Origin of the sequence: Streptomyces sp. NPDC008317, assembly GCF_042955955.1 — a bacterium.
Taxonomy (GTDB): Bacteria; Actinomycetota; Actinomycetes; order Streptomycetales; family Streptomycetaceae; genus Actinacidiphila.
Genome location: NZ_JBIBFQ010000005.1, coordinates 603,184 through 627,197 on the forward strand (window position 1 = coordinate 603,184; position 24,014 = coordinate 627,197).

The 24,014-nt window shown below is 73.0% G+C and carries 21 protein-coding genes; 12 read left to right on the forward strand and 9 right to left on the reverse strand.

Annotated elements, in window-relative coordinates:
- Nucleotides 1-3: 3 nt before the first annotated feature.
- The 4 genes from ACFY9V_RS19840 to ACFY9V_RS19855 are packed head-to-tail and all read left to right on the forward strand — an operon-like array spanning nt 4 to nt 3,585.
- The gene (locus ACFY9V_RS19840; protein ID WP_391162146.1) at nt 4-756 is read left to right on the forward strand and encodes an ATP-binding cassette domain-containing protein; all 753 of its coding nucleotides are present in this window, start codon (nt 4-6) and stop codon (nt 754-756) included.
- Complete coding sequence (locus ACFY9V_RS19845; protein ID WP_391162148.1) at nt 753-1,604, forward strand: ATP-binding cassette domain-containing protein; 852 nt, start codon at nt 753-755, stop codon at nt 1,602-1,604. The genes ACFY9V_RS19840 and ACFY9V_RS19845 overlap by 4 nt, the downstream gene beginning before the upstream one ends.
- Nucleotides 1,604-2,491 carry a branched-chain amino acid ABC transporter permease gene (locus tag ACFY9V_RS19850; RefSeq protein WP_355345971.1) on the forward strand — a complete coding sequence of 296 codons (888 nt, stop codon included), beginning with the start codon at nt 1,604-1,606 and terminating at the stop codon, nt 2,489-2,491. Before ACFY9V_RS19845 ends, ACFY9V_RS19850 begins: the two co-directional genes overlap by 1 nt.
- A complete protein-coding gene (locus tag ACFY9V_RS19855) occupies nt 2,488-3,585 on the forward strand; it encodes a branched-chain amino acid ABC transporter permease (RefSeq protein ID WP_391162149.1) in 1,098 nt (365 codons plus the stop codon). Before ACFY9V_RS19850 ends, ACFY9V_RS19855 begins: the two co-directional genes overlap by 4 nt.
- 47 nt (nt 3,586-3,632) lie before the next feature.
- Here ACFY9V_RS19855 and ACFY9V_RS19860 read toward each other — a convergent pair whose 3' ends face one another.
- Complete coding sequence (locus tag ACFY9V_RS19860) at nt 3,633-5,546, reverse strand: GAF domain-containing protein (protein WP_355346077.1); 1,914 nt, start codon at nt 5,544-5,546, stop codon at nt 3,633-3,635.
- 389 nt (nt 5,547-5,935) lie between these two features.
- Nucleotides 5,936-6,763: a 3-hydroxybutyrate dehydrogenase gene (locus tag ACFY9V_RS19865; RefSeq protein WP_355345965.1), complete on the reverse strand. Its 828-nt coding sequence runs from the start codon at nt 6,761-6,763 to the stop codon at nt 5,936-5,938.
- Between the two features lie 368 nt (nt 6,764-7,131).
- Here ACFY9V_RS19865 and ACFY9V_RS19870 point away from each other — a divergent pair, with 368 nt between their 5' ends.
- On the forward strand, nt 7,132-8,637 hold the full coding sequence (locus ACFY9V_RS19870; protein WP_391162151.1) for a PHB depolymerase family esterase: 1,506 nt from the start codon (nt 7,132-7,134) through the stop codon (nt 8,635-8,637).
- A 52-nt stretch (nt 8,638-8,689) separates the two neighbouring features.
- On the opposite strand, the gene ACFY9V_RS19875 is transcribed toward ACFY9V_RS19870, so the two are convergent.
- Nucleotides 8,690-9,424 (reverse strand): methyltransferase domain-containing protein, encoded by a 735-nt coding sequence (locus ACFY9V_RS19875; RefSeq protein WP_391162153.1) that lies wholly within the window; start codon nt 9,422-9,424, stop codon nt 8,690-8,692.
- A gap of 258 nt (nt 9,425-9,682) precedes the next feature.
- On the opposite strand from ACFY9V_RS19875, the gene ACFY9V_RS19880 reads away from it, so the two are divergent.
- Nucleotides 9,683-11,155 (forward strand): MFS transporter, encoded by a 1,473-nt coding sequence (locus tag ACFY9V_RS19880; protein ID WP_391045579.1) that lies wholly within the window; start codon nt 9,683-9,685, stop codon nt 11,153-11,155.
- A 40-nt stretch (nt 11,156-11,195) separates the two neighbouring features.
- Nucleotides 11,196-11,846: a helix-turn-helix domain-containing protein gene (locus ACFY9V_RS19885; protein WP_355345953.1), complete on the forward strand. Its 651-nt coding sequence runs from the start codon at nt 11,196-11,198 to the stop codon at nt 11,844-11,846.
- 81 nt (nt 11,847-11,927) lie between these two features.
- On the opposite strand, the gene ACFY9V_RS19890 is transcribed toward ACFY9V_RS19885, so the two are convergent.
- On the reverse strand, nt 11,928-12,587 hold the full coding sequence (locus ACFY9V_RS19890) for a zinc ribbon domain-containing protein (protein ID WP_355345949.1): 660 nt from the start codon (nt 12,585-12,587) through the stop codon (nt 11,928-11,930).
- A gap of 267 nt (nt 12,588-12,854) precedes the next feature.
- The gene (ykgO, locus tag ACFY9V_RS19895) at nt 12,855-12,977 is read right to left on the reverse strand and encodes a type B 50S ribosomal protein L36 (protein ID WP_188285404.1); all 123 of its coding nucleotides are present in this window, start codon (nt 12,975-12,977) and stop codon (nt 12,855-12,857) included.
- 118 nt (nt 12,978-13,095) lie between these two features.
- Between ykgO and ACFY9V_RS19900 the strand changes: the two genes are divergently transcribed.
- The 3 genes from ACFY9V_RS19900 to ACFY9V_RS19910 all read left to right on the forward strand — a co-directional run bounded on the left by ACFY9V_RS19900 (nt 13,096) and on the right by ACFY9V_RS19910 (nt 17,404).
- Nucleotides 13,096-13,434 (forward strand): hypothetical protein, encoded by a 339-nt coding sequence (locus tag ACFY9V_RS19900; protein ID WP_391045585.1) that lies wholly within the window; start codon nt 13,096-13,098, stop codon nt 13,432-13,434.
- 88 nt (nt 13,435-13,522) lie between these two features.
- Nucleotides 13,523-14,224: an excalibur calcium-binding domain-containing protein gene (locus tag ACFY9V_RS19905; RefSeq protein ID WP_391162155.1), complete on the forward strand. Its 702-nt coding sequence runs from the start codon at nt 13,523-13,525 to the stop codon at nt 14,222-14,224.
- Between the two features lie 333 nt (nt 14,225-14,557).
- Entirely contained in the window at nt 14,558-17,404 is a 2,847-nt protein-coding gene (locus tag ACFY9V_RS19910; RefSeq protein ID WP_391162156.1) for a glycoside hydrolase family 3 C-terminal domain-containing protein, read from the forward strand.
- Between the two features lie 82 nt (nt 17,405-17,486).
- Here ACFY9V_RS19910 and ACFY9V_RS19915 read toward each other — a convergent pair whose 3' ends face one another.
- Nucleotides 17,487-18,455 carry an ArgP/LysG family DNA-binding transcriptional regulator gene (locus ACFY9V_RS19915; protein ID WP_391162158.1) on the reverse strand — a complete coding sequence of 323 codons (969 nt, stop codon included), beginning with the start codon at nt 18,453-18,455 and terminating at the stop codon, nt 17,487-17,489.
- 66 nt (nt 18,456-18,521) lie between these two features.
- Here ACFY9V_RS19915 and ACFY9V_RS19920 point away from each other — a divergent pair, with 66 nt between their 5' ends.
- Nucleotides 18,522-19,133 carry a LysE family transporter gene (locus ACFY9V_RS19920; RefSeq protein ID WP_391162159.1) on the forward strand — a complete coding sequence of 204 codons (612 nt, stop codon included), beginning with the start codon at nt 18,522-18,524 and terminating at the stop codon, nt 19,131-19,133.
- Nucleotides 19,134-19,172: 39 nt separating this feature from the next.
- Here the strand turns inward: ACFY9V_RS19920 and ACFY9V_RS19925 are convergent, their stop codons facing one another.
- Nucleotides 19,173-21,257, reverse strand: coding sequence for a SpoIIE family protein phosphatase (locus tag ACFY9V_RS19925; RefSeq protein WP_355345930.1), 2,085 nt, complete (start codon nt 21,255-21,257; stop codon nt 19,173-19,175).
- Nucleotides 21,258-21,468: 211 nt separating this feature from the next.
- The gene (locus tag ACFY9V_RS19930; protein ID WP_391162160.1) at nt 21,469-21,909 is read right to left on the reverse strand and encodes a DUF2000 family protein; all 441 of its coding nucleotides are present in this window, start codon (nt 21,907-21,909) and stop codon (nt 21,469-21,471) included.
- Between the two features lie 100 nt (nt 21,910-22,009).
- Between ACFY9V_RS19930 and ACFY9V_RS19935 the strand changes: the two genes are divergently transcribed.
- Nucleotides 22,010-22,483, forward strand: a complete 474-nt coding sequence (locus ACFY9V_RS19935) for an Lrp/AsnC family transcriptional regulator (RefSeq protein WP_355345924.1) — start codon at nt 22,010-22,012, stop codon at nt 22,481-22,483.
- 45 nt (nt 22,484-22,528) lie between these two features.
- Here ACFY9V_RS19935 and ACFY9V_RS19940 read toward each other — a convergent pair whose 3' ends face one another.
- A complete protein-coding gene (locus ACFY9V_RS19940; RefSeq protein ID WP_355345921.1) occupies nt 22,529-24,013 on the reverse strand; it encodes a GH1 family beta-glucosidase in 1,485 nt (494 codons plus the stop codon).
- Nucleotide 24,014: the final 1 nt, after the last annotated feature.

The following is a 24,014-nucleotide window of genomic DNA, read 5'->3' on the forward strand; positions in this document are numbered from 1 at the left end:
CCGGTGACGAGCACGGCCCCGGTACTCCGGCTGCGTGACGTGGGCTGGTCGGTCGGCGGCGCGACCATCGTGGACGAGGTGTCCTTCGAGGTGCGCGAGGGCGAGTTCCTGGCCTTCATCGGTCCCAACGGCGCGGGAAAGACGTCCCTGTTCAACCTGATCAGCGGTCTCGTACCGGCCAGTCGGGGGTCCATCGGGCTCGACGGCGCGGACATCACCGCCGAGAGCGTCCCGGCCAGGGCGCGGCGCGGGCTGGGGCGGACGTTCCAGACGTCCAGTCTGTGGCCCGGCATGACGGTCGCCGACCATGTGCGGCTGGCCGCCCAGGCGGCGGGCGGCGGCTCGTACCGGATCTGGCGGCGCGCCGCGGGATACGCGCGGCAGGTCGGGCAGGTGCTGGAGCGCACGGGGCTCGGGCACCGCGCCGAGGCGCTGTCGAGCGCGCTGTCGCACGGCGAGAAACGGAAGCTGGAGCTGGCGGTGCTGCTGGTCGGCGAGCCGCGCGTGATGCTGCTCGACGAGCCGATGGCCGGGGTCAGCGCCGAGGAGGTGCCGGCCCTGACCGCGCTGATCCGCTCGCTGCACCGCGACGAGGGCCGCACGGTCCTGATGGTCGAGCACCACATGGACGTGCTGCTCGGCCTGGCCGACCGGCTCGCGGTGATGCACCACGGCACCCTGCTCGCGCTCGACACCCCGCAGGCCGTCACGGCCGACGCCACCGTGCAGCGGGCCTATCTCGGGGAGGCGCTGTGACCGTCGAACCCCTGTTGGCCGTACGGGACTTGAAGGTCGTCATCGGCGGCCGTCACATCCTGCACGGCGTGGACCTCGACGTCGCCGCGAGCGGGGTGACCGCGCTGCTCGGCCGCAACGGCGCGGGCAAGACCACGACGGTGCGCGGCGTGCTGGGCCTGATGCCGCGCACCGGCAGCGTGCGCTTCGCCGGTCAGGAGACGGTACGGCTCGCCACGCACGCCCTGGTGCGGCGCGGGATCGGCTACGCGCCGGAGGACCGCGGGGTCTTCGCGGCACTGACCGTCGCGGAGAATCTGCGGCTGGCCGAGCGGCGCGGCGCGGGCGAGCCCGCCTACGCGCTAGTGCACGAACTGTTCCCCGAGCTGCGGCAGCGGGCGGCGCAGCGCGCGGGAACGCTGTCCGGCGGGCAGCAGCAGATGGTCGCGATCGGCCGCACCCTGCTCAACGGCAACCGGCTGATCATCGCCGACGAGCCCACCAAGGGCCTGGCGCCGAAGGTCGTCACCGAGGTGGCGCGGGTGCTGGAGCGGGCCGCGCAGGCGGTGCCGGTGCTGCTGGTCGAGCAGAATCTGGCGATGGTACGGCGGCTCGCCGAGCACTGCGTGGTGCTGGCGGACGGCAGGACCGCGCACCGCGGCCCCGCCGCCGACCTGCTCGCCGATCCCGAGGCGACCCGCAGGCTGCTGGGCGTCGGACGCAAGGGCGCGGACGCGCACGTGAGAGAGGCAGAGGCCGTGTCACCCGATCCCGCCAGGGAATCCGCCACCGACGCCGCCGGGACGCACGTCCAGGCCGCGGCCGGGTCGTACCCACCGCCGTCCGCGGCACGGGAGGCGGGCGCCTGATGTCGACCGTCGTGCTGCTCACGGCCACCGGTCTCGGCCTCGGCGCCCTGTACTTCCTGGTGGCCTCCGGCCTCTCCCTGATCTTCGGCCTGATGGACGTGCTGAACTTCGCGCACGGCGCGCTGCTGTCCATCGGCGCGTACGGCACCTGGTGGGCCGCCTCCGGGCATCTGCCGGGCGCGGGCTCCGGCGGATTCGGCTTCGTCCTCGCCGTCGCCTTCGGCACCGCTGTGGGCACCGTCGCCGCGATGGTGCTCGAACTCGCCCTGATCCGCCCGTTGTACGAACGGCCGCGCGAGCAGGTCCTCGCCACCGTCGGGGTGGGGCTCGCGGTGCCCGCGCTGCTGTCGGCGATCTGGGGCGCCGACGCGCGCACCTTCCCCGGACCCGCGGCCCTGTCCGGCACCTTCGGACTGTTCGGCGCGCGCGTCCCCGTCAACCGGCTGGTGCTGATCGGCGCCGCGGTGCTCGTCCTGCTGGCGCTGCGGCTGTTCCTCGGCCGCACCCGGCACGGCCTCGTCGTCAGGGCCGGGGTCGAGGACCGGGCGATGGTCACCGCGCTCGGCATCGACGTCCGGCGCGCCTTCACCCTGGTCTTCGCGATCGGCGGGGCCGCGGCGGCGCTCGGCGGCGCGCTGGGCGGGCTGTACTACGGCTCGGTCGACCCGGGCCAGGGCACCTCGCTGCTGATCTTCGCCTTCGTCGTGGTCGTCATGGGCGGCATGGGGTCGGTGTCGGGCGCCGCGCTCGCGGCCGTCGGCGTGGGCCTCGTCCAGCAGTTCGCCAACTACTACACCGCGTCGGGGCTCGGCGATCTCGCGGTCGTCGTCCTGCTCGCGGCGCTGCTGCTGCTCCGGCCGCACGGCGCCACCGGGAGGCTCGCATGACCACCGCAACCCCGACCCGCGAGGGGCCGCGCGTCCAGGCGGCGCCCGCGCCGGCCGGACAACTGCGCCGGGTCACCCGCTGGTGGCCCGCCGCCGCCCTGGCCGCGCTGCTCGCGGCCCCGTACAGCTCGCTGCCGCTGCCGGGCCTGCTCGACGGGCCGATCGGCAGCGCGGGCAGCCTTCAACTCCTCGCGCTGTGCCTGGTGTTCGGCGCGCTCGCGACCGGATACGACCTGCTGCTCGGCCGTACGGGCCTGCTCTCGTTCGGCCACGCGCTGTACTTCGCCGCGGGCTCGTACGCCACCGACGTCATCATGATCGAGGCCGGGCTGCCGTTCGCCGCCGCCGCCGTGCTGGGGCTGCTCTTCGGGATCGCGCTGGCCGCGCTGCTGGGCTCGGTGTCGCTGCGGGTGAGCGGGATCGCCTTCTCGATGGTCACACTCGCCTTCGCGCAGGCCGGTTCGATCCTGGTGGAGCGCGACCCGGGCGGGGTGACCGGCGGCGAGGAGGGCCGGGCGGTGCCCGCGGACAGGCTGCCCGCGTCACTCGTCGGCATCGAGCACACCGTCAATCTCTACTGGATCGCGCTCGCCTACCTCGTGGTGACCGTCGCCGTCGTGCACTGGGCGGTCCGCTCCCCCACCGGGCGGGTCTGGGAGGGCATCAAGGAGAACGAGCGCCGGGTGGAGGTGCTGGGCCTGCGGCCGTACGGTTTCAAGCTGACGGCCTTCGTGCTGGCGGGCGCGCTGGCCGCGGTCGGCGGCATCGTCCATCTGCTGCTGACCGGCGGCGCCACCCCGCAGACCACCACCTCCGACTTCACCTTGTCGCTGCTGGTGATGGTCGTCCTCGGCGGCTCCGGCTCGCGCTGGGGCCCGCTGATCGGCGGGGTCCTCTACACCTGGGCCGACCACCGGCTCGGCGACCTCGCGGGCTCCGGCTCGGTCGCCGGTCTGCCCTCGGTCCTGCGGGTCCCGCTCTCCCAGCCCCTGTTCCTGCTCGGCACGTTGTTCGTCGTGGTCGTCTACGTGCTGCCCGGCGGCGTGGCCCGCCTGCCGCAACGGCTGCGCGCGGCGGCGCGGAAGAGGAGCTGACCGGGAGGCGGTCGCGGCCGGGAGGCGGTCCCGGCCGGGCGCCGCCCCTAGCCGCGAGGTGTGGACAACAGGTGCAGACGGAGGGCGAGTTGGAGCTCCAGCGCCCGGTCGGGGGCGTTCCAGTCGGGGCCGAGGAGGGCCTGGACGCGGTCGAGGCGCTGGACGACGGTGTTGACGTGCAGGTGGAGTTCGTCCTTGGTACGGGTGAGGGTGCCGCCGCAGGCGAAGTAGGCGCCGAGGGTACGGACCAGTTCCGTGCCGCGTCGCGCGTCGTAGTCGAGGAGCGGTCCGAGCGTCGCGGTGACGTAGGAGTCGACGTCCCGTTCGTTGCCCAACAGCACGCCGAGGAAGCCGAGTTCGTCGGCGCTCGCGCCGTCGCCGACGCGGCCGAGCGACTGGAGGGCGCGCAGGCAGCGCAGCGCCTCGGCGTGGGCGTCGGCCAGGGCCCGCGGTCCCGCGGCCGGTCCGCCCGCGGCGACCGTGACGGGCGCGCCCACCAGGTGGCCGAGCTGGGCGACGGCGGCCCTGGCGGCCTCGCCGGGCGGTGCGCCGTCGTACGGGAGGAGCAGGACGACGGTGCCGGACTGCTCGGCGCTGATGCCGTCGCCGCCGAAGAGGTACTGGACGGCGGCGCCCGGCAGTTTGTCGTGGCAGGCGGTGACGGTCTCGGCGACGAGCAGCAGGCACGGCCGGTCGAGGTCGACACCGAGCCTGTGGCCGCGCACGACGAGACCGGCCGGGTCGCGCCCCGCCGCGGTCAGCAGGTCGGTGATCAGCTCGCCGCGCACCCGGTTCTCGGTCTCCGCGACGGAGCGGCTGAGCAGCAGCAGGAGCGCGGTGACGACCCCGGCGCGCTCGAACAGCCGCCGGTCGGAGTCGTCGAGCCGTTCGCGCCCGTACAGCACGAGGCTGCCGAGGAGTTCCTGTCCCGCGAGCACGGCGCAGGTCCAGCGGCCGTCGCGGAACACCGCGCGGGCCGCGGCGTGCGAGTCGGCGGCGTGCCTGACCAGGGCCGCCGGCTGCGGGGGCAGACCGTCGAAGTCGCCGCCGCCGCGCCCGACGGCGGCCAGTTGTCGGCCCTCCGGGTCGTGGATGGTGAGGGCGCCGTCCAGCAGTCCCGCGACGGCGGCGGCCACTTCCGACAGGTCGCCGCCGCGCAGCACCAGGTCGGTGAGCCGGTCGTGCGCCTCCTCGGCGCGCTGCATCGCGGCGGCGTGCTCGCGGATCACGGCGCCCGCCTCGGCGAGGTCGGTGATGGCCTTGGCGGTGTCGATGGCGATGGCGGCGTGCGCGGCCAGCGAGCACAGCAGCGCGACCTCGTCGGGCGAGAAGGGGCGGGGGGTACGGTCGGCGGCGAAGAGCACCCCGATCACGTCGCTGCCGACGGCGCCGCCCGCGTGACCGCCCGCGCCGCGCGATCCGAGCAGCAGCGGCACCCCCAGGATGCCGACCAGGCCCTCGTCCAGCACACCCTCGTCGATGGAGCCGGTGTGCCGGAAGCGCTCGTCGGTGCGGTAGTCGGGGGTCGCGTACGGGCGGGCGGTGAGCGCGACCAGACCGCCGAGACCGTCGCCGTACGACAGCCGGAGGTTCTGGAAGAGCGGTGAGACCGAGCCGTCGGTGACCCGCATGTACGTGTCGCCCGCCTCCTCGTCACGCAGCGTCAGATACGCGGTGTCCGTGCCGAGCAGCATCCTGGCCCTGCGCACGATGGACTGGAGGACGGCGTCGAGGTCGCGGAGCGCGGCCAGGTCGCTCGCGGTGTCGAAGAGCGCGGCGAGTTCGGTCTCGCGGCGGCGGTGCTGCCGCAGCACCCGGCGGACCCGCAGCGCGATCCCGGTGGCCTGTTCCAGCTCCGACAGGTCGGACGCGCCCGCCCCGTTGATCCTCGCCTGCGCGGCGACCGCCCCGAAGTCCTCCGCGGGCGCGTCGGCCGCGACCATTTCGAGCAGCCGACGCATATGCCGGGCGATGGGCGCAGGCTCGGCCGCGGGCCCGAGGGCGGGTGCCGGTGCCGGTGCCGGTGCCGCTACGGACTCGGGCGCCGGTACGGCTGCGGGATCTGCGGATTCTGCGGACATCAGGGGTCACCGTGCCGGAGGGACGAAGAACGGTCCGTGCGGCGCGGCGGTCGGGACCGTCGCGCCGCACGGCTGGTGCGACGGACGCGCGGTGGGGCTCGCCGCCCCGCCGGGACGGGACGACGGCCGCCGCAGACGCCGACCCTATCGACCGGCCGCCGTAAAAGGCGAGGTCAGTGGCCGGATCAGTAGCCGGATCGACGGCCGGATCAGTGGGCCGCCCGGTGTCCGGCTCGTGGTCGGCTCGCGGTCGGCCCGGTGCGCGCGGGTCAGTGGGCGGTCCACCCGCCGTCCAGCGGCAGCGAGGCACCGGTGATGTAGCCGGTGTGCGGGGAGCAGAACCACAGGGCCGCCGCCGCGACCTCCACCGGCTCGATCAGCCGCTTGATCGCGGTGCGCTCCAGCATCACCCGGGTCACCACCTCCGCCTCGGGGATGCCGTGCGCGACGGCCTGGGTGGCGATCTGGTCCTCGACGAGCGGGGTGCGGACATAGCCGGGGTTGATGCAGTTGCTGGTCACGCCGTGCGGCGCGGCTTCGAGCGCGACGGTCTTGCTGAGCCCTTCGAGCGCGTGCTTGGCGACGACGTACGCGGACTTGTACGGGCTGGCGCGCAGGCCGTGCACCGACGAGATGTTGACCACCCGGCCCCAGCCGCCCGCGTACATGTGCGGCAGGGTGCGGCGCAGGATCCGGAACGGCGCCTCGACCATCACCCGCTGGATCAACGCGAAGCGCTCCGGGGGGAATTCGTGGACGGGCGCGATGTGCTGAAGGCCCGCGTTGTTGACGACGATGTCGGCGTCGTCGGGCAGCGCGTCCACGGCGGCGGGGTCGGCGAGGTCGGTGACGCAGCAGGTGCCGCCGATCTCCGCCGCCACTTCCTTGGCCGCGTCCGCCGCGATGTCCACCACGTAGACGGCGGCGCCCGCCTCGGCGAGGGCCACCGCGCAGGCCCGTCCGATACCGCTGGCGGCTCCGGTGACCAGGGCGGTCCGCCCGGCCAGGAACCGCGCGCCGGGCGGGTCGTCGGGGGTGACTGCGGCGGGCGGCGCAGCGGGCGGCCCCTCGGCGCCGGGGCTCTGAGTGCTCTCCATGGCCGCCACGCTAGAAACGATGCGGGGGCCCGCACACGTGGCCGGTGACCATACTTCCCCGTCCCGAGGTGGCGTCCGCAGCCATGTCGCGCGGGCCCTCCAGGGCCCATGCCGGTACGGCCGCGCGGCGCGGGCGGCGGCCGGCCGGCCGCGCCGCCGGGCGCACCGCGGCGCGGCGGACGCAATGGCGGCGGCCCCCACTTCCGCCGCGCAGGGGTGGCGGTCCTTCACGTGTCTGGGGCCGCCGCGGCGGTTCTACCGTCCAGCCGACACGTGGTCCCCGTCACATCAGGAACGCCCCCTACCGCTGTCGTCCGACGTGACGGTGTCCGCCGACCGTGAGCCGCCCCCCGTCCCGAGGAGTCCGCATGCCCCCCAACCCGCCGCCCGGCAGCGCCCGTTCGCCCCTCCCCCGTACCGCCCGCGCCGCGACCACCGCGCTCCTCGGTGTCCTCGCCCTGCTCACCGCCTGCCTCGGCGCGGTCGTCACCGCAGGTCCGGCCGCCGCGGCCGGTCTCACCCAGGTCTCGTCCTTCGGCTCCAACCCCGGCAATCTGGCGATGTACGAGTACGCACCCGCCGGTCTGCCCGCGAACGCGCCCGTCGTGGTCGCGCTGCACGGCTGCGGGCAGAGCGCGAGCGACTACTTCGCCAACTCCGGCTGGCAGAAGTACGCCGACCTGTGGGGCTTCGCGCTCGTGCTGCCGCAGACCAGCTCGGCCAACAACTCGCTGTCCTGCTTCAGTTGGTTCGACCCCGCGAAGGACACCCGCGGCAAGGGCGAGGCGGCGTCCGTCGTGTCGATGGTCGGCCACGCCGTCACGCAGTACGGCTCGGACAGCCGTCGCGTGTACGTCACCGGCCTGTCGGCGGGCGGCGGCATGACCGCCGACCTGCTGGCGGACTACCCGGACGTCTTCGCGGGCGGCTCGGTGGACTCGGGGCTGCCCGCGCAGTGCGCCACCAGTCAGACGGCGGCCTCCGGTTGCCAGTACGGCAGCCTCAATCTCACCCCGGCGCAGTGGGGCGACAAGGTCCGCGCCTCCTACCCCGGTTACACCGGGCCATGGCCGCGGGTGGCGATCTGGCAGGGCGCCTCCGACTACACGGTCTACCCGGTCAACGCCACCGAGCTGCGCGACCAGTGGACCAATGTGTGGGGCATCGGCCAGACCCCGTCGAGCACCCAGAGCCTGCCCGGCAACACCACGCTGACCACGTACAACGACGCTTCCGGCAAGCCCGCCGTGCAGATGTACTCGATCGCCGGCATGGGACACGGCCTGGCCGTCGACCCCGGCTCGGGCACCGAGCAGTGCGGCGCGACCGGCGCGTACTACCTCGACACGATCTGCTCCAGCTACTACACCGCCCGTTTCTGGGGCCTGGACTCCGGTTCCGGCGGCGGCACGGGCGCGCTGCCCGCGCCCACCGGGCTGAAGGTCACCGGCACCACCGACACGACGGCGAGCCTGAGTTGGGCGGCGGTGACCGGGGCCGCCTCGTACACCGTCTACCGCGCCGGGACCAAGGTCGGCACCAGCACCTCGGCCGCGTACACCGACAGCGGTCTGACGGCGGGGACTTCGTACGCCTACACCGTCGCCGCGGTCGACTCTGCCGGGACGGTCGGCGCCGCGTCCGGCGCGGTCACGGCGACCACCACCGGGTCGGGCGGCGGCGGTTCCGGGCAGTGCTTCACCGCCACCAACTACGCCCAGGTGGCGGCGGGCCGCGCGCATCAGAGCGGCGGATACGCGTACGCCAACGGCTCCAACCAGAACATGGGGCTGTGGAATGTCTTCGTCACGCACACCTTGAAGGAGACCGCGGCCGGTTACTACGTGATCGCCGACAGCGGCTGCTCGGCCTGACCCCGGCCGCGCCCCGGCCCGCGGCACCGACCGGGTACGGACCCCGTACCGGTCAGGTGCTGCGGGCCAGCACCAGCCGACAGCGCGGGCTGCCGTCCGGGCGGCGGCCGAACTCCTCAAGTGCCGTGTGGGTCACGGTGAATCCGGCCCCCGCGAGGTCGTCGAGCACCCCGCCCAGCGGGAACGTCCGGTAGTACATGACGAATTGCGGGCGCCAGACCAGATTGCGCACCCGCATCCCGGCGTCGAAGCCCCACAGCGCCCAGTACAGGGCCGAGTCGACGGGCGGCGGCGCGGTGACCGGGAAGGCGAAGAGCCCGCCGGGGCGCAGCGCGCGGCGCACCTCGGCGAACAGCCGGGGGCGTTCGGCGGGCAGGAAGTGCCCGAAGGCGCCGAAGCTGACGGCGAGGTCGAACTCCGCGTCGAAGGGCAGCGCGCGGACGTCGGCGCGTACCCACTCGGGCTCCGGTCCTTCGGCGGTGTCCCGGCCGGTGTACGCGGCGCGCGCGGCGGCCAGCATCCCCGCGCTGAAGTCCACGCCGGTGACGCGTTTCCCGCACAGCGACCGCAGCGTCCCGACGCCCGCGCCCGTACCGCAGCAGACGTCGAGTCCCGCGTCGAAGGGCCCGAGGGGCGCGAGAGCGCCCGCCACCGCGTCGAGGAAGACATCGGGCGTGCGGAACGGTGTGTGGTCGAACTTCGGCGCGAGCAGGTCGTAGCCGCGGTCGACGGAGGAGAGCGCCTGCACCGCCAACTCGCGGAGGCTCGGCCCCTGATCGGAGAACATCCGGCCACCTTAGGCCGTGCGAAGCCGTGCGACGCCGTGTCGCGGCGAACGCCCGGCCCGCCGCCCGGGTTGATCGGGGAGGCGGCGGCAGGCCGGCGCGGACGGGCCCTCGGGGCGGCGTTCCCGCCGTTTATTCCCGGCGGGGGCGAAGTGAGGTGTGCATTACACCTCACCTCCACGAAACGGAAGCGACATTCCTGATGCGATATTCTGCTGGCTTAACGGAATGTTCGTTCCGGTTCAAGCTTGAGGAGTTCCATGGCGTCCGAGACCCGGCGACCGCACCACCAGGTCACGTTCGCGGTCCTGGCGGCGGGTGTCGCCGCCTACGCGCTGTTGCAGTCCCTGGTCACCCCCGTCCTGCCGACGATCCAGGAGAGCCTGCACACCAACCAGAACACCGTCACCTGGGTGCTGACCGCCTACCTTCTGTCGGCGTCGATATTCACCCCGATCATGGGCCGCGTCGGCGACATGATCGGCAAGGAACGCGTCTTCGTGGCGACGATGTCCGCCCTCGCGGTCGGCTCGCTGCTGGCCGCGCTCGCGTCCAACGTGCAGGTGATGATCATCGCCCGCGTGATCCAGGGCATCGGCGGCGGTGTGCTGCCGCTGGCCTTCGGCATCATCCGCGACGAGTTCCCGCGCGAGAAGCTGAACGGCGCGGTCGGCGCCATCGCCTCGCTGATCGCGGTCGGCTCCGGCCTCGGCATCGTCCTCGCGGGACCCATCGTCAGCGTGCTGGACTACCACTGGCTGTTCTGGCTGCCGATGATCATGACGATCCTCGCGGCCGTGGCCGCGCACTTCTTCGTCCCCGAGTCCCCGATCCGCACACCGGGACGCATCAGTTGGCTGCCCGCCGTGCTGCTCTCCGGCTGGCTGGTCGCCCTGCTGGTCGCGCTGAGCCAGGCGTCGGTGTGGGGCTGGGCCTCCGGCAAGGTGATCGGCCTGCTGATCGCCGCCGTCGTCCTGGCCGTCGCCTGGGTGCAGGTCGAACTGCGCTCCGCCGTACCGCTGATCGACATGAAGATGATGCGGCTGCCCGCGGTGTGGACCAACAACCTGGTCGCGCTGCTCTTCGGTGTCGGTATGTACGCGACCTTCGCCTTCCTCACCGAATTCGTGCAGACCCCGAAGTCCACCGGCTACGGCTTCGGATCGAGCATCACCGAGTCCGGCCTGATCCTGCTGCCGATGTCGGTGACCATGTTCGCCGTCGGCCTGGGCGCGAGCCGTCTCGCCCAGCGGATCGGCGGCAAGATCGTCGTCCTGCTCGGCTCGCTGATCGGCACCGTCTCGCTGGCGATGATCGCCTTCGCGCACGGCGCGACCTGGGAGCTGTACATCGCCACCGGCGTGATGGGCGTCGGTTTCGGCCTGGCCTTCTCGGCCATGTCGAGCCTGATCGTCGCCGCGGTGCCGCCGGAGCAGACCGGCGTGGCCAGCGGCATGAACGCCAACATCCGCACCATCGGCGGCTCGATCGGCGCGGCGTTGATGGCCAGCATCGTCACCTCGAACCCGGCCGCCGACGGCCTGCCGCGCGAGTCGGGGTACACCAACGGCTTCGCGATGCTCGGTGTCGCGCTGCTGATCGCGGCCTTCGCCGCGATGCTGATCCCGGTCACCCGGCAGCAGACCAGGCTGGTGGATTTCGCGGACGAGCCCGCGCATCCGGAGTTGGCGGTGGTACCCGGCGGTACGGTCGTGGGTGACAAGCCGGAGTGAGCTCCGGCGTACGAACGGCCGCACCCACCGGGAGTGACGGATGACAGCGCGCGACACACAGGACCGGCCGATGCGGCGCGATGCCGTACGCAACCAGCAGTTGGTCATCGAGGCCGCGCGTGAGGTCGTCTCCGAATTCGGCACGGAGGCGAGCGTGGAGCTGATCGCCTCGCGCGCGGGGGTGGGCGTCGGCACGGTCTACCGGCGCTTCCCCAATAAGGAGGCGCTGGTCGAGGAGATCGTCGGGCAGATGCTCAGCGAGCTGGTCGCCGAGGCGCGCCGTGCGCTCGCGCTCGGCGACGGCACCGGGCTCGAGGTCTATCTGCGGGCCATGGGCCAGTCGCTGAGCACCCACCGGGGCTACGCGGTCAAGGCGGTCGGCCACTCCAAGGCGGCCTGCGTCGAGCAGTTGCGCGACCTGATCACCGAACTCCTGTCCCAGGCGCAGGAGTTCGGGCGGATCGGTCCCGACATCGTGCTCGGCGACATCATGGCGATCTCGTGGGCGCTGCGCGGCATCGTGGAGACCGCGGGCCCGGTCGCGCCGGAGGCGTGGCAGCGGCATCTGGACATCCACCTCGCGGGGCTGCGCGCCCACGGCACGCCCGCGATCCACGCCCCGGCCACGCGCGAGCAATTGACGCTCATCAGCAGTGGTGCGGGGCGCGCGAGCTGCGCGCGGGACGCGTAAGCGCCCCTGGCGCGGCCCTCACCTGATGGCGCCGCTCCCCCTCACGCGTCGGCCGACGCGAGGGGGTGGCGGCGCGCGTCGTCAGCGGCGGGTGCCGCACCCCGGGCAGAAGGCGGCGCCCTCGGGGATCGGGGCGCTGCACGAGGCGCAGTTGTCGGGCTGCGCGAGCCGGTGGCCGCAGCCGGAGCAGAAGGCGGCGCCCCGCGTCTCCGTGCCGCACTGCGGGCAGACGAGCTGGCGCGCGGCGGTCACGTCGAACGCCTGGCCGCTCTGCTGGCCCACGGTGTAGGCGCGCTCGGAGACCATGTCGTTGAGGCCGCGCTGCTGGGCGGCGAGGGCCTCGGCGGCGGTGTCCGGGGCGCAGGTCAGGCAGATGCCCTGAGCGGCGTTCCAGCAGCGGTTGCAGACGTAGTCGGTGCAGCGCGGGCAGCGGTTGAAGTGGCCCTCGGCGTTGGTGATCGCCCGCTGGAAGGACTTGTCGCGCGCGCTGCCGAAGCCCGCGCCCGCCAGGCCGTCGGCGGCGCTGGACATGCCGTAGCCGCCACGGCCGAGCACGCCGTAGGCCGCGCTGACGCCCTTGCCGAGCCAGCCCGCGACCCGCCCGCTGGTGTACGGCTCGAAGGCCGAGCGCCAGGTGTCCTGGCAGCGCCGGCACGAGAACTCGAACTGGAAGCCCGCTCCCGTGCCGTGCTCCTGGCACAGATCCCGGTAGTTGTTGCTGAAGTAGATCTCGGAACTCATTCCCACGCCTCCACCGCGCGCGCACCTCCGGTCGGGCCCCCTGACCCGCCGGTACCCCCACCAGCACGGACGCCCCGCACCCCACGCCGGTTTCCGAACGCGCCGTCCGGTTCTCACCGGGCCTGTTCGGCGCGCCCTGTACTGCCGCCCGATCCCGGGCAAGGGATACTGTCGCACACCCTGTTCGGTGCACGACACGCTCAACCGGCTCATGCCCGATACAGGGGAGTTGGGGCGGATCCCGGCATTCCGCCCCGGTCGCGGGGGTCAGCCCTGACGGGCCTTGAAGCGGGGGTCCTTGCGGTTGATCACATAGACCTTGCCGCGCCGGCGGACGATCTGGGCGCCCGGACGGCTCTTGAGCGAGCGCAGCGAATTACGGACCTTCATGGGACACCTTCCTGCTCGTACAGTCTCGTACTGTTCGTTGTGTGCATGGCAACGGTGATGCGGCCGGGTTCATTCCGTTCCGCGGACAGGCGGTGCGGACCGCCGTGAGGGGACCGAGATGAGCGACGAACAGCACGGCGGCGGAAGCGGCGACGCGGGCGGTAAGGACGCGGACGCGCCGGACTTCTCCAGCCCCGGTTTCTCCAGTCCGGACTTCTCCAGTCCCGACTTCACGGGCCCCGACGCGCCCGAGATCCACGACTACACCCCGCCCGACTACGTCGTCCCGCCCTTCGAGGGCCCCGACTACGAGGCCGACTCCGCCGACGACCTCGTCCCCCAGGAGGTCGGCATCTCCCCTCACGGCTTCTCCAGCCCCGACTTCTCCAGCCCCGGCTCCATGGCCGAGGACACCCCCGACACCCCACCGACCCCCGACGAGGACCGCACCCGCTGAGGCGCGCGTCCGTCCTTGATCGGCGAGCGGTACCGGCCGGGGCGGCGCACTCTGGGACAAGGGGACAGCCACCCGCGAGGTGAGTCCCATGGCCCGTGTACGACTCCTGCCCGCCACGCTGCTGGTCGCCGTCACGGCGGCCACAGCCGCGGCCTGCGGCAGCACGGACGGCAACTCGTCGGCGGGCGTCACCGTCGCTCCGAGCGCGCCCGGAGCGACGGTGACGACCACCGTGACGACGCCGAATCCGCCGCCTGCGACACCCACGCCCACCCCGACCGCTCCGACGACGACCACGACAGCGACGGCCACCGCCACCGCCACCGCCACCGCCACGGACCCGACGACGGTCGTCAGCGACTACTTCGCCGCGATCAACGCCCGCGACTTCGGCCGGGCGTGGGCTCTCGGCGGCAAGAACGTCAGCTCCTCCTACTCGGCCTTCGTCAACGGCTTCTCGTCCACCTCAGAAGACGTCGTGACCGTCCTCGCCAGCACCCCCACCACTGTCACCGTCCGCTTGGACGCCACCCAGACCGACGGCACCGTCAAGTCCTTCGAGGGCACGTACTCCGTCGACGGCGGGCGGATCACCGGGGCCAGTGTCCACGCGGTGCCGGGCTCGGGAGCAGAGACGACCGGTGCGCCCGCGACCACGTACAAGGACTGCACGGACGCGCACGACCACGGCGCGAGCGACATTCCGAGCGGCGATCCGCGCTATCGGCCGAAGCTCGACCGCGATCACGACGGCCTGGCCTGCGAGCCGTCCGAGGGCGCCGCTCCCTGACCTCGCCAGGCCGCCGGGCGCGCTTTCCCGCACGGCTCGTCACGCAACCCCCACCGGCAGCGGGAGAGCGCTCTCTGTCAGTCTTGACACGGGGTCTGCGGGGGACGATCGTCGCTTGCGCAGTCCGCTGTCGGCGCCCCCACGCGTCGTGCGGGCTGTGCGTTCCGTCGCTCTCCCACGCGCTGTCGAGCCGCACACAGGAGTCCCCCCATGCGTCGAACACGTCCTTGGATACGAACGGCGCTGCCCATAGCGGCAGCGCTCTTACTTGTGACCGGAGCAAGCGCTGTCTCCGCGAGCCGAAGTCCCGCGCAGGCCGCGACGCAGCCGTGGATGAACACGGCGCAGACGCCCGCGCAGCGGGCCGACGAGCTGCTGGCGGCGATGACGCAGGCGGAGAAGCTGACGATGCTGCACGGCGGGGCGTCGTGCGGGTACGTCGGGTGCGTGGACGGGAACACGCGCCTGGGCATTCCGCCGCTGCACCTTCAGGACGGCCCGGTCGGTGCGGGTGACGGCTTCAACGACGTGACGCAGATGGCCGCCCCGGTCGCGGGCGCGGCGAGCTGGGACCCCGCGCTGATGCAGAACTACGGCAAGGTGCTGGGCTCGGAGCAGTGGGGCAAGGGCACCAATGTGGTGCTGGCGCCGACGATCAACATCGTGCGCGACCCGCGCTGGGGCCGCGCCTTCGAGTCGATGGGCGAAGACCCGTATCTGGCGGGCCAGTTGGGTGCCGCCGACATCCAGGGCATCCAGAGCCAGGGCCCGATGGCCCAGGTCAAGCACTATGTGGTCTACAACCAGGAGACCAACCGCAACAACGCCTCGGACAACGCGATCGTCTCCGACCGCGCCATCCGCGAGATCTACACCCCGGCGTTCGAGACGTCGGTCAAGCAGGGCCAGGCCGACTCGGTGATGTGCTCCTACTCGGCGATCAACGGCCCCTTCGCCTGCGAGAACGGCCCGTTGCAGAACGGCCTGCTCAAGGGCGACCTCGGCTTCACCGGCTTCATCACCTCCGACTGGGGCGGCACCCACTCCACGGTCGCCTCGGCCAACAACGGCCTGGACATGGAGATGCCGGGCAAGGACTACTACGGCACCGCGCTGACCAACGCGGTGAACAACGGCCAGGTCTCGCAGGCCACGATCGACGACCATGTGCGCCGCATCCTGCTGTCGATGTTCCGCCAGGGCCTGTTCGACAACCCCAACAACGGCTCCACGAACGCGGTCGTGACCTCCCCCGCGCACGCGGCGATCTCGCAGCAGGTCGCCGAGGAGGGCAGCGTCCTGCTGAAGAACGGCTCCTCGGTGCTGCCGGTCGCCTCGTCGGTCAAGTCCATGGCCGTGATCGGTGACGACGCGGGCACCGGCGCGATGACGCAGGGCGGCGGCAGCGCGGGCGTGAACGCGCCGCATGTGATCACGCCGTACCAGGGCCTCAAGTCCCGTGCGGGCAGCGGCACCACGGTGACGTACGCGCAGGGCGTCGCGTCGGCGAACGGTTCGCTGTCGCCGGTCGGCAGTACGTATCTCAAGCCGTCGCAGGGCACCGGCAGCGGCCTGTACGGCGAGTACCACAACAGCAAGGACCTGTCGGGCGCGGTGGTGGCGAGCCGGGTGGACTCGACCGTCGACAACGTGTGGGGCGGCCAGTCCCCGGCCCCCGGGGTCAACACCACCAACTGGTCGGCGAAGTGGACCGGCACGCTGACCCCGCCGACCACCGGCACGTACACCTTCTCGCTCAACAGCGACGACGGCAGCAGGCTGTTCGTCAACGGCCAGCAGATCATCAACAACTGGTTCGACCAGGGTCCGACCACCCGGACGGGCACGATCAGTCTGACGGCCAATCAGCCGGTGAGCATCGAGGTGGACTACTACCAGGCGGGCGGCGGCAGCAACGCCACGCTCGGCTGGCAGATTCCGGGCCTGTCGCTGCACGACCAGGCGGTCGCGACGGCGCGCTCCTCGGACCTCGCGGTGGTCTTCGTGAGCAACTTCGAGTCCGAGGGCGGCGACCTGTCGTCCATCGACCTGTCCTCCGCGCAGAATCAGCTCGTCACCGATGTGGCGGCGGCCAACCCCAACACGGTCGTGGTCGTCAACAGCGGTTCGGCGGTGACGATGCCGTGGGCCAACGCGGTGCGGGGCATCGTCGAGAACTGGTATCCGGGCCAGGAGGACGGCACGGCCATCGCCCGGCTGCTGTACGGCGACACGAATTTCTCCGGCAAGCTGCCGGTGACCTTCCCCGCCTCGATCGCCGACGTCCCGGCGCACACCACCGCGCAGTGGCCCGGCCAGAACAACACGGTGCAGTACAGCGAGGGCGTGAACGTCGGCTACCGCTGGTACGACTCGCAGAACAAGACGCCCGCGTACCCGTTCGGCTTCGGCCTGTCGTACACGACCTTCGGCTACTCGGGTCTGACGGTCGGCGCTCCTGACGCGAACGGCAACGTCGCGGTCGGCTTCGACGTCACCAACACCGGTACGCGAGCGGGCGCCGAGGTCGCCCAGGTCTACGTCGGACAGCCCGCCACGACGGGTGAACCGCCCAAGAGTCTGCGGGGCTTCCAGCGGGTCAGCCTCAACCCCGGCCAGAGCCAGCACGTCTCGGTCACCCTGGACGCGCGCAGCTTCCAGTACTGGACGAACGCCTGGACCAACGCGGCCGGCACCAACGCCGTCTACGTCGGTTCGTCGTCCCGCGACATCCGCCTCACCGGCCAGACCACCATCCCCGCGGGCAACGGCGGCGGCGGTCACTCCCTGCTGTCGCGTACGGGGTGGACAGCGTCCGCCTCGGCGACCGGCGGCGGTGACGTGGCCGCGCGGATGCTGGACGGGGACTCGTCGACGCGCTGGAGCACCGGCACGCCGATGGCCAACGGCCAGACGGTGACCGTCGACATGGGCGCGTCGCACACCGTCGACCAGATCACGATGGACTCGGCGGGCAGCGCGAGCGACTATGCCCGCGGCTATCAGGTCGCGCTGTCGGCCAACGGCACCACCTGGAGCGCCCCGGTGGCCACCGGCACGGGTTCCGCCGCGCTGGTCACGGCGTCGTTCCCCGCGCAGGCCGCCCGCTACATCCGGGTGACGCAGACCGGCAGCGCCACGTCCTGGTGGTCGATCGCGGAGTTCAACGCGTACGGGTAGCCGACGCGTACGAGTGACTCGCCGGTGGGCATCCGGCGGTGACCGGCCGGGGCGTGCGCACACACGCCCCGGCCGGTCCGCGTCAGCCCGCCGCCCGCGCGCCGTCGGCGTCCTTGAGCGCGACCGCCGCCGTCCGCACCACGGCGTCGGCGACGGCGGCCAGCGCCGGGGAGTCGAGCTTCCACTGCTGCCAGTAGAGGGGGACGTCGACGGGCCGTTCGAAGGCGAGGTCGACCAGCGTCCCGTCCCTGCGGTGCCCCACGGCCTGCACCTCGGGGATCATGCCCCAGCCGAGCCCCGCCGCGACGGCCGTCACGAAGGAGTCGGAGGAGGGGACGTAGTGCCGGGCGCGCCGGGTGACCTGGGTGTTCGCGGCGCGGCCCGCGACCGGGGTGTTCGCGGCGCGGCGCGGCGCGAGGGCGCGCAGGAAGCGGTCCTGGAGGTCGTCCTTGCGGTCGAAGTCCACCAGCGGCGCGTCCGGCAGCGCCTCCCGCAGCGGCGCCCCCGACAGCCACCGCGTGTGGAAGGCGGGCGCGGCCATGGCGCGGTACCGCATGCGGCCGAGCGCGCGGACCGTACAGCCCTGCACGGGCTCCGGCGAAGAGGTGACCGCCGCCATCACCAGCCCCTGCCGCAGCCACCCGGCGGTGTGGTCCTGGTCGTCGCAGCGCAGGTCGAAGCAGACCGGCAGCCCCGCCGGGACCTCGGCGAGGGCGGGCAGGAACCAGGTGGCGAGCGAGTCGGCGTTGACCGCGATCGGCAGCGCCGTCGTGCCGGCGGTCTCGTCGGACAGCCCCAGTTCGGCGCTGGCGTCCCGCTCCAGCCGGGTCAGCTGGCGTGCGAATCGGACGACGATCTCGCCGGACTCGGTCAGCCGTACCGGCTTGGTGCGCAGCAGCAGGACGCGTCCGGTGCGCTGTTCCAGCGCCTTGACGCGCTGGCTGACCGCGGACGGCGTGACGTGCAGGGTCTGCGCCGCGGCCTCGAAGGTGCCCTCGTCGACGGCGGCGAGCAGCGTGCGGACCTGGTCCAGCGGGAGATCCATCATCACGATCCCTTATGCTACCTAAGAATCATTAGCTGGATTGATGACAGGGGCTCTCCTAGCCTCGTCACCATGCACGCAGCCCTTCTCGCGGCTCTGGCGGGTCTCGGTACCGGCCTGTCGCTCATCGTCGCCATCGGCGCCCAGAACGCCTTCGTCCTCCGGCAGGGCATCCGCCGGGAGCACGTCGCCGCGGTCGTCGCGATCTGCGCGCTGTCGGACGCGGCACTGATCACCCTCGGCGTGAGCGGGATCGGCGCCCTGGTGCACGCCTGGCCCTCGGCCGTCACGGTCGCGGCCTGGGTCGGCGGCGCCTTCCTGGTCGGCTACGGCGTGCTCGCCGCCCGGCGCGCGCTGCGCCCGGAACACCTCGACCCGGCGGGCGCGAGCGGCGGCACCCTGCGCGCGGCCGTCCTCACCTGCCTCGCCATGACCTGGCTCAATCCGCATGTGTACCTGGACACCGTGCTCCTGCTGGGGTCGGTGGCCAACGGGTACGGCGGTGGCCGCTGGCCGTTCGCCGTCGGCGCCGCGTCCGGCAGCGTCCTGTGGTTCGGCGCGCTCGGCTTCGGCGCCCGGCTGCTGCGGCGGCCGTTCTCCCGGCCCGGCTCCTGGCGGGTCCTCGACGGGGTCATCGCCGTCACGATGGTGACGCTGGGCGTGGTGATGGTGGTGCGGCTCTGAGGAACCGCCGGTGACCGCGGCCGATGCCCCGGCCCGTCCTCAGCCCCACATCCCCTCCCACACCCGCCCCTGCGCGGTCGGCCGGAAGCCGATCACGGCCGCGTCGTCGCGCCGCGAGTCGGCGGCGGCCAGCAGCCTGGCGCAGAGCGCGGCCAGCGGCACCCCGTCGGACTGCGCCTCCTCCGCGTGCGCGGCCAGATGCGCCATGCCCTCGGTGAGGTCGGTGCCCGGCACCTCGATCAGCCCGTCGGTGTAGAGCAACAGCGTGTCGCCCAGGCGCAGTTCGTGGTGCCAGGTGGCGCGCGGCAGCGCCGGGTCGACGCACAGCGGCAGGTCGGGCCCTTCGCCCTGGAGGAAGCGCGGCGCCCCTGAGACCGGGAGCAGCAGCGGCGGCGGGTGGCCCGCGTTGGACCAGGCCGCGTGCCAGCCGCCGCCCGGCCCCGGCGTGAGCTGTGCGTGGACGGCGGTGACCAGCGGCGCGATGCCCAGGCCGTCGGCGACGCGGTCGAGCCGGGCGAGGCTGTCGGCGGGCGTGCCGGGGTGGACCTGGTCGTAGGCGATGACGCGGAGCATGCTGCGCAGCTGGCTCATCGACGTGGCCGCCTCCAGGTCGTGGCCCGCGATGTCGCCGATGGTGAGGGCGACGGAGCCGTCGGGGAGCAGCAGCGCGTCGTACCAGTCGCCGCCGATCTCGGCGGTCTTGCTGGCGGGCTGGTAGTGCGCGGCCAGTTCGGCGCCCGGCACGCGCGGGGTGGGGGTGAGCAGGGCCCGCTGGAGGGTGAGGGCGGTGTGCCGGGTGCGCTGGAGCTCCAGCGCCTGCCGCAGCGGGTCGCGCACCTCGTGCAGGATCTCGCCGAGCAGCGCGAGGTCGGCGGGGCCCGGCGGCGGGCTGTCGGCGCAGGCCGCCGCGACGGCGAAGGCGACCACGGCCGCGTCGATGACGATCGGCACGATGGTGAGGCTGGTGGCCCTGACCTTGCGCAGCCAGGCGGTGGACGCGTCAGGGACGATGCCGGGCGGCGGTTCGCCGCTGGGGAAGGTCACCAGCCGGGGCCTGCGGCTCTCGATCACCTGCTGGACGACCGGGCCGACCTGGTACGGCTGGTCGTTCAGCGGCGGCAGGTCGGGCAGTCCCGCCCTGGCCGTCTCGGCGATCCGGGTGGCGGTGGCCGCCCCGCCGGGACCGGGAGGCAGCCCCACGGCGGGCAGCAGGAACACCACGCAGGCGTCGGTCAGCTCCGGTACGACCGCCGAGGCCGTCGCGGCGAACGCCTGGGCCACGTCCTGCGCGGCGGTGACGGTGGCGACCCGGGCCAGCAGCCGCTCGCGCAGCCGGTTGCGCCACTGGTCCTCGACGTCGGAGGTGGTGCCGATCCACTCGACGGTCTCGCCGTCGCGCACGACCGGCACCGCCCGCGACTGCACGCGCCGGTACGCGCCGGTCGCCGTACGCATCCGGAAGGTGCACACGAACATCGTGGCCGGCCCGGTCGCCGCCTCCTGGAAGGTCTGGAGGAGCCCGGCGCGGTCGTGCGGGTGCACCGACTCCAGCCACACCTCGTCGATCCTGGACCGCCACGGCAGCCCCGTGAACTCCTCGAAGCCGCCGACCAGCTCGGTGATCGCGCCGTCGGGCCGCATCAGCCAGACGATCTGCGAGACGGCCGACATCAGCGCCTCGTAGCGCTGCAACGCCTGGTGGCGCTCCTCCGACAGCTCCTCGGCCCGCTCGGCGGCCTCGATGTGCGCGGTGGTGTCGATCGCGACGGTCAGCACGCCGGGGCCGTGCCGGGACACCACGGGCGAGAGGCTGTAGACGAAATGCCGCCGCCCGGGCGCGCCGGGCGTGCTGCCCCGCGTGGTGCGCGGGGTGGTCACCTGGCGCGGCGCCTTGTCGGTGTAGACGACGTCGAGCAGGTCGAGGTACGGCGACTCGTGCGGCTCGTCGAACACCTCGCCCGCCGGGACGCCGAGCGGGCGCGGTCCGAACAGGTCGTGGAAGGCGTCGTTGTAGTACACCAGCCGGTGCTCGGGCCCCGACGTCAGGGCCACGGACACGATGGCACGGTCGAACACCTCGGGCTCCAGCTCGGGGACGCCCATCTCGCGACCGGTACGCCTCATCCCTCGATCATCGCTCGACTGGCGCCGACGGGCGCGTCGGGAGCGCCGGGAGCGCCGGGAGCGCCGGGAGCGCCGGGAGCGCCGGGAGCGCCGGGACGAGTACGTACCGGCGGGTACGGGACGCACACCGCGGGTACGGGGCGCACGCGCGGACACCTACCGGCGGATACGCGGCAGCCGGTGCGTACGCGCCCGCGGCCCGTACTCGCGCTCAGCGCAGCAGCGGGAGCCTGCCGACCAGCCGGTCCACCGCGTTGCGCGGGCCCACCAGGCTGATCGCGCTGTACGCCACGTCCTCGCCCTTGGTGCCCGCGAGCTGGTCCAGATACTGGTCGTAGACCCGTGAGGTCTGGGCCGCCTCGGGCATGTCGACCACCAGGACACCGTCCTTGGCCGCCGCCTTGCCGCGCAGCTCACGCAGCGTGCCGGCGTCCGCGGCGAGGACGGAGCAGCCCGCCCAGGGCAGGCCGGGGTGCCCGGCGCCCGAGGCGTCCTCGCCGCCGCGCCCCACCAGGTCGGGCAGTTCCTTGCCGACCGAGGCGGCCATGCAGGCGGCGGCGTTCACCAGCCGCCCGGCGGGCAGCTCCTCGTCCACGACGATGACCCATTTGAGTTTCGCCTGCCGGGTCGACAGGTCCGTGCGCACGTCCATGCGGCGCCCTCCATTCGATCGGGAATCCGCCGCCTAGACTAGGCACACATGCCGTCTTCTCTTAGAGCCACCGAACTTCATCAGGCAGATAGGGACTCTCGTGGAATTTGATGCGCTGGACCAGGCTCTGCTGGGGGAATTGCAGCACGACGCACGGCAGACCAACCGCGATCTCGCCGCAAAGACCGGCGTCTCCCCCTCCACCTCGCTCGAACGCGTCAAGCAGCTGCGCGACCGCGGGGTGATCACCGGCTACCACGCGACCCTGGACCTCGAAGCGATCGGCCGCCCGGTGCAGGCGCTGATCGCGGTACGGGTCAGGCCGCCCGCCCGGCCGGTCATCGAGGGCTTCCGCGAGTGGGCCGCCACGCTGCCCGAGGTGATCGGCCTGTTCGTCACCTCGGGCCCGCACGACTTCCTGATCCACATCGCGGTCCCCGACGTGAACGGCGTCTACGCCTTCGTCATCGACCGGCTCACCGAGCGCCGCGAGATCGCCGATGTGCAGACGACGATGGCGTACGAGCACGTACAGCGGCACCGCGTCGACCCGGCCGGGCCAGCCGCGCGCTGACCGGGCCCGGCGCGCACGGCCGGACCGCGACACGCCCCGCCCGCCTCACACCGCGCGGACTCCGGCACGGCGGCGGTGCGGGTGGCGCGGTCCCGGCGCGCCGGGCGCGGCGCGGTTGGCCGCGATCAGGTCGGCGTACCACCGGGCGCTGTCCTTGAGGGTGCGGCGCTGGCTGGCGAAGTCGACGTGCACGATGCCGAAGCGCTTGCTGTAGCCGTAGGACCACTCGAAGTTGTCGAGCAGCGACCAGAGGAAGTAGCCGCGGACGTCCACGCCCGATCGCACCGCCTCCAGCACGGCGGCCAGATGGCCGGCCAGGTAGGCGATCCGCTCGGGGTCGTGGACGGCGCCCGACGGGTCGGCGTAGTCGTGGTACGCGGCGCCGTTCTCGGTGATCATCAGCGGCACGCGGGGCAGTTCCCTGCCCAGGCGGCGCAGCAGTCCGGTCAGGCCCTCGGCGTCGACCGGCCAGCCCATCGCGGTGCGCGGGCCCTCCGCGGGCAGGAAGCGGACGACGCCGTCGGTGCCCGGCCACGGCGAGGGCTCCGCCGGGGAGGGGCGGCCGGGCACGGCGGAGGGCGAGGCCGCCGCGGCGGCGACCACGGTGGGGCTGTAGTAATTGAGGCCGAGAACGTCGATCGGCCGGGAGATCTCGGCGAGGTCGCCGTCCCGTACGAACGACCAGTCGGTGAGCGCCGCCGTGTCCTCCATCAGGTCGCGCGGGTAGCGCGCGTGGAAGACCGGGTCGAGGAAGATCCGGTTGGCCAGCGCCTCGATCCTGCGCACCGCGTCCCGGTCGGCCGCGGAGTCGGAACGGCCGCGCACCGCCGCCAGGTTGAGCACCAGCGAGACCGCGGCCGTGTCGGGGAGCAGTGCGCGCAGGGCGCCGACGGCCATGCCGTGCCCGAGGTTGAGGTGGTGCGCCGCGCGCAGCGCGGCGGCCGGGTCGGTCCTGCCGGGCGCGTGCGCGCCGGAGCCGTAGCCCAGAAAGGCGCTGCACCAGGGCTCGTTGAGGGTCGTCCACAGCGGGATGCGGTCCCCCAGCGCCTCGCCGACGAGCTCCGCGTAGTCCGCGAACCGCGCCGCCGTGTCGCGCTCGGGCCAGCCGCCCGCGTCCTCCAGCTCCTGCGGCAGATCCCAGTGGTAGAGCGTGACCACCGGCCGGATTCCCGCCTCCAGCAGCCGGTCGGTGAGCTGCCGGTAGAAGTCCAGGCCGCGCTGCACCGCGGGGCCCCGGCCGGTCGGCTGGACGCGGGGCCAGGACACCGAGAACCGGTAGTCCGTGACGCCGAGTTCGCGCATCAGCTCGACGTCCTCGGGCATCCGGTGCCGGTGGTCGGCGGCGATGTCGCCGGTGTCCCCGTTGCGCACCCGCCCCGGCGTGCTGCTGAAGGTGTCCCAGATCGACGGTGTCCGCCCGTCCTCCGTCGCGCCTCCTTCGATCTGATACGCGGCCGTGGCCGTCCCCCACCGGAATCCGGCCGGGAACCGCAGCTCCTCGGCAGTGGCGTGGTCGTCGACAGCGGTCATC

What these genes read in the sequence shown, in the direction of transcription:
- ACFY9V_RS19905 (WP_391162155.1), top strand. Translation starts at nt 13,523, where the DNA reads ATGGCCCGTGTACGACTCCTGCCCGCCACGCTGCTGGTCGCCGTCACG.
- ACFY9V_RS19870 (WP_391162151.1), top strand. Translation starts at nt 7,132, where the DNA reads ATGCCCCCCAACCCGCCGCCCGGCAGCGCCCGTTCGCCCCTCCCCCGT.
- ACFY9V_RS19875 (WP_391162153.1), bottom strand. Translation starts at nt 9,424, where the DNA reads ATGTTCTCCGATCAGGGGCCGAGCCTCCGCGAGTTGGCGGTGCAGGCG.
- ACFY9V_RS19930 (WP_391162160.1), bottom strand. Translation starts at nt 21,909, where the DNA reads ATGGACGTGCGCACGGACCTGTCGACCCGGCAGGCGAAACTCAAATGG.
- ACFY9V_RS19920 (WP_391162159.1), top strand. Translation starts at nt 18,522, where the DNA reads ATGCACGCAGCCCTTCTCGCGGCTCTGGCGGGTCTCGGTACCGGCCTG.
- ACFY9V_RS19855 (WP_391162149.1), top strand. Translation starts at nt 2,488, where the DNA reads ATGACCACCGCAACCCCGACCCGCGAGGGGCCGCGCGTCCAGGCGGCG.
- ACFY9V_RS19940 (WP_355345921.1), bottom strand. Translation starts at nt 24,013, where the DNA reads ATGACCGCTGTCGACGACCACGCCACTGCCGAGGAGCTGCGGTTCCCG.
- ACFY9V_RS19890 (WP_355345949.1), bottom strand. Translation starts at nt 12,587, where the DNA reads ATGAGTTCCGAGATCTACTTCAGCAACAACTACCGGGATCTGTGCCAG.
- ACFY9V_RS19910 (WP_391162156.1), top strand. Translation starts at nt 14,558, where the DNA reads ATGAACACGGCGCAGACGCCCGCGCAGCGGGCCGACGAGCTGCTGGCG.
- ACFY9V_RS19925 (WP_355345930.1), bottom strand. Translation starts at nt 21,257, where the DNA reads ATGAGGCGTACCGGTCGCGAGATGGGCGTCCCCGAGCTGGAGCCCGAG.
- ACFY9V_RS19865 (WP_355345965.1), bottom strand. Translation starts at nt 6,763, where the DNA reads ATGGAGAGCACTCAGAGCCCCGGCGCCGAGGGGCCGCCCGCTGCGCCG.
- ACFY9V_RS19850 (WP_355345971.1), top strand. Translation starts at nt 1,604, where the DNA reads ATGTCGACCGTCGTGCTGCTCACGGCCACCGGTCTCGGCCTCGGCGCC.
- ACFY9V_RS19900 (WP_391045585.1), top strand. Translation starts at nt 13,096, where the DNA reads ATGAGCGACGAACAGCACGGCGGCGGAAGCGGCGACGCGGGCGGTAAG.
- ACFY9V_RS19880 (WP_391045579.1), top strand. Translation starts at nt 9,683, where the DNA reads ATGGCGTCCGAGACCCGGCGACCGCACCACCAGGTCACGTTCGCGGTC.
- ykgO (WP_188285404.1), bottom strand. Translation starts at nt 12,977, where the DNA reads ATGAAGGTCCGTAATTCGCTGCGCTCGCTCAAGAGCCGTCCGGGCGCC.
- ACFY9V_RS19860 (WP_355346077.1), bottom strand. Translation starts at nt 5,546, where the DNA reads ATGCGTCGGCTGCTCGAAATGGTCGCGGCCGACGCGCCCGCGGAGGAC.
- ACFY9V_RS19885 (WP_355345953.1), top strand. Translation starts at nt 11,196, where the DNA reads ATGACAGCGCGCGACACACAGGACCGGCCGATGCGGCGCGATGCCGTA.